This window comes from Parapedobacter composti (assembly GCF_900112315.1).
Taxonomy (GTDB): Bacteria; Bacteroidota; Bacteroidia; order Sphingobacteriales; family Sphingobacteriaceae; genus Parapedobacter; species Parapedobacter composti.
Window position 1 is genome coordinate 1 of the sequence record NZ_FOLL01000044.1, and the last position, 2,702, is coordinate 2,702.

The 2,702-nt window shown below is 42.2% G+C and carries 4 protein-coding genes; all 4 read left to right on the forward strand.

Annotated elements, in window-relative coordinates; all coding sequences use genetic code 11:
* On the forward strand, positions 1–204 hold a 204-nt coding region (locus tag BM030_RS19430), incomplete at its 5' end, for a UDP binding domain-containing protein (RefSeq protein ID WP_317615125.1).
* Positions 205–226: 22 nt separating this feature from the next.
* A complete protein-coding gene (gene wecB / locus BM030_RS19435; protein WP_090975259.1) occupies positions 227–1,366 on the forward strand; it encodes a non-hydrolyzing UDP-N-acetylglucosamine 2-epimerase in 1,140 nt (379 codons plus the stop codon).
* Positions 1,367–1,378: 12 nt separating this feature from the next.
* Positions 1,379–2,596 (forward strand): UDP-N-acetyl-D-mannosamine dehydrogenase, encoded by a 1,218-nt coding sequence (gene wecC, locus BM030_RS19440; protein ID WP_090975261.1) that lies wholly within the window; start codon positions 1,379–1,381, stop codon positions 2,594–2,596.
* Positions 2,597–2,606: 10 nt separating this feature from the next.
* The coding region (locus tag BM030_RS20305; protein ID WP_139215890.1) for an NAD-dependent epimerase/dehydratase family protein at positions 2,607–2,702 on the forward strand (96 nt) is incomplete at its 3' end.

The following is a 2,702-nucleotide window of genomic DNA, read 5'->3' on the forward strand; positions in this document are numbered from 1 at the left end:
ACCGTGGCCAGCGACCCGTATGAGGCAACTAACAGCGCACATGCCATCGCACTGCTCACCGAATGGGATGAGTTCACAACCTATGACTGGAAACGTATCAAAGACAGCATGATGAAGCCTCCTTTCATCTTTGACGGAAGGAAGCTCCTGGACGGCAATTATCTCCGAAAAATCGGATTTAAATATTACGCAATAGGACAATAGCTTATTATTTATTTGCAAGTTAATGAAAACAAAACACCTCATTGTATTTGGTACTCGGCCAGAAGCAATCAAAATGGCTCCTTTAGTGAAAGTATTCAACAACCATTCTGAAGACTTTGATATTCGAGTATGTGTAACGGCTCAACACAGGGAAATGCTGGATCAAGTGCTGAACTTTTTTGAAATCCATCCCGATTATGACTTGAATATCATGAAGCCTGATCAAAATCTTTTTACGCTTACCGCTAATATCATAACAGGAATGAAACCGATTTTGGATGAGTATATGCCTGATTATGTGTATGTGCACGGAGACACCACCACATCCATGGCAGTTGCCCTTGCGTGCTTTTATGCGGGAATCAAAGTCTGCCATGTCGAGGCTGGCCTCCGTACCTACAACAAACTGTCACCTTTTCCCGAAGAATTGAATCGTCAACTGACAGGTAGGATTGCGGACTTCCATTTCGCACCAACCAGTATATCAAAAGACAATCTATTGAAAGAACGCATACCTGAAGAAAGCATCGTTGTCACAGGCAATACTGTTATCGATGCGTTGTTTTACAGTGTTCGTCGCGTTGAATATATTGAAAGTGCTGAAATTGATCATCTAAAATCAGTTATCAACACGGATAAGGAATTAATATTGGTGACGGGGCATCGGCGTGAAAATCACGGTTCCGGGTTTGTCAACATTTGCAATGCATTGAAAGAAATTGTACGCACGCAAAATGTACAAATTATCTACCCCGTGCACCTTAATCCTAACGTAAAAGGCCCGGTATACGATATACTTGGCAATGAACCAAACATCCATCTCATCGCACCACTATCCTATCCTGCTTTTGTGTGGTTAATGAATCGGTCGAAACTGATAATTACTGACAGCGGAGGTGTGCAAGAAGAGGCTCCGAGCTTAGGCAAGCCGGTGTTGGTCATGCGTAATACCACCGAGCGCCCCGAAGCAGTCGAAGCGGGTACCGTTATTTTGGTTGGAACAGATAAAAGGAAAATCGTTGAAGAATGCTCTCAACTTCTTACCAATCCGACACGATACCAAGCGATGAGGACTTTACATAACCCGTATGGCGATGGAAAAGCATGTGAGCGTATCGTTTCCTTTATTGCAAATCAAGCTTCGTCTATTGTAAAAAATTAATTGAAATATCAAATGAGCACTCCCCAAGTTGTTACTATCGGTCTAGGTTACATCGGATTACCCACATCGGCATTAATTGCACAAAACAAAATTCCTGTATTGGGTGTAGACATCAATGAACAGGTTGTTGAAACCATCAATTCTGGGAAAATTCATATTATAGAACCAGAATTAGATAAAGCGGTTGCGGAAACGGTGGCCTCTGGCTATCTACGAGCAAGCACTGAAGCTGTGCCTGCAAATACATACCTGATCGTGGTACCTACACCTTTCAAAGGAAATCATGAGCCGGATATCTCTTATGTACAAGCAGCAACCGAAGCGATAATTCCAATACTAAAAGAACACGATCTCTACATCATCGAATCTACCTCCCCTATTGGCACAACTGAGAAAATGCGCAATTTGATTTTTAACGAACGTCCAGAATTGGAAGGCAAGATATATCTCGCCTATTGCCCTGAGCGGGTACTGCCAGGCAATGTGATGTACGAATTGGTGCATAATGACCGTGTGATAGGCGGCGTAGATGACACATCAACGAATAAAGCCATCGCTTTCTACCGTCAGTTTGTGAAAGGGGAATTGCATCCTACCAATGCTCGTACCGCAGAAATGTGTAAACTAACGGAGAATGCTTCTCGTGACGTGCAAATTGCCTTTGCTAACGAACTTTCTCTAATATGTGATAAGGCAGGCATCAACGTCTGGGAGTTAATTAAATTGGCCAACAAACACCCTCGTGTGAACATTTTGCAGCCCGGATGCGGTGTAGGTGGCCATTGTATAGCAGTGGATCCTTATTTTATCGTTGCCGATTATCCATTGGAATCAAGAATTATAGGAAAAGCAAGGGAAATTAATAATCATAAAGCGTTTTGGTGTGTAGAGAAGGTAAAGGAGGCGCGGAAAATCTTCCAGTTAAATCATAAGCTCGAACCAAAGATTGCACTTATGGGACTTGCGTTTAAGCCGAACATTGACGATCTTCGAGAGTCTCCGGCGAAATATATTATTCAACGAATTTTACAAGATACTAATGATGAGGGATACCTTATCGTGGAGCCGAATATACATGACCATCCAATATTTAAGTTGACAGACTATCAGACGGCGGTTCATGAAGCTGATATTATTGCGTTTTTGGTTGCACATGACCAATTTAAAACTATAGAGATACCCGAAGGCAAAGTAATATTAGATTTTTGCGGCGTAAGGAATGAAAAATAGAAAAACACTTGTGAAAAAAATTATCATTACGGGAGGTGCGGGTTTCATCGGTTCACATGTGGTACGCCGTTTCGTGACCACTTATCCCGGATACGAAATCATCAAC

Excerpts from the sequence above, each read along its gene's own strand:
- wecB (WP_090975259.1), top strand. The coding sequence starts at position 227 with ATGAAAACAAAACACCTCATTGTATTTGGTACTCGGCCAGAAGCAATC.
- wecC (WP_090975261.1), top strand. The coding sequence starts at position 1,379 with ATGAGCACTCCCCAAGTTGTTACTATCGGTCTAGGTTACATCGGATTA.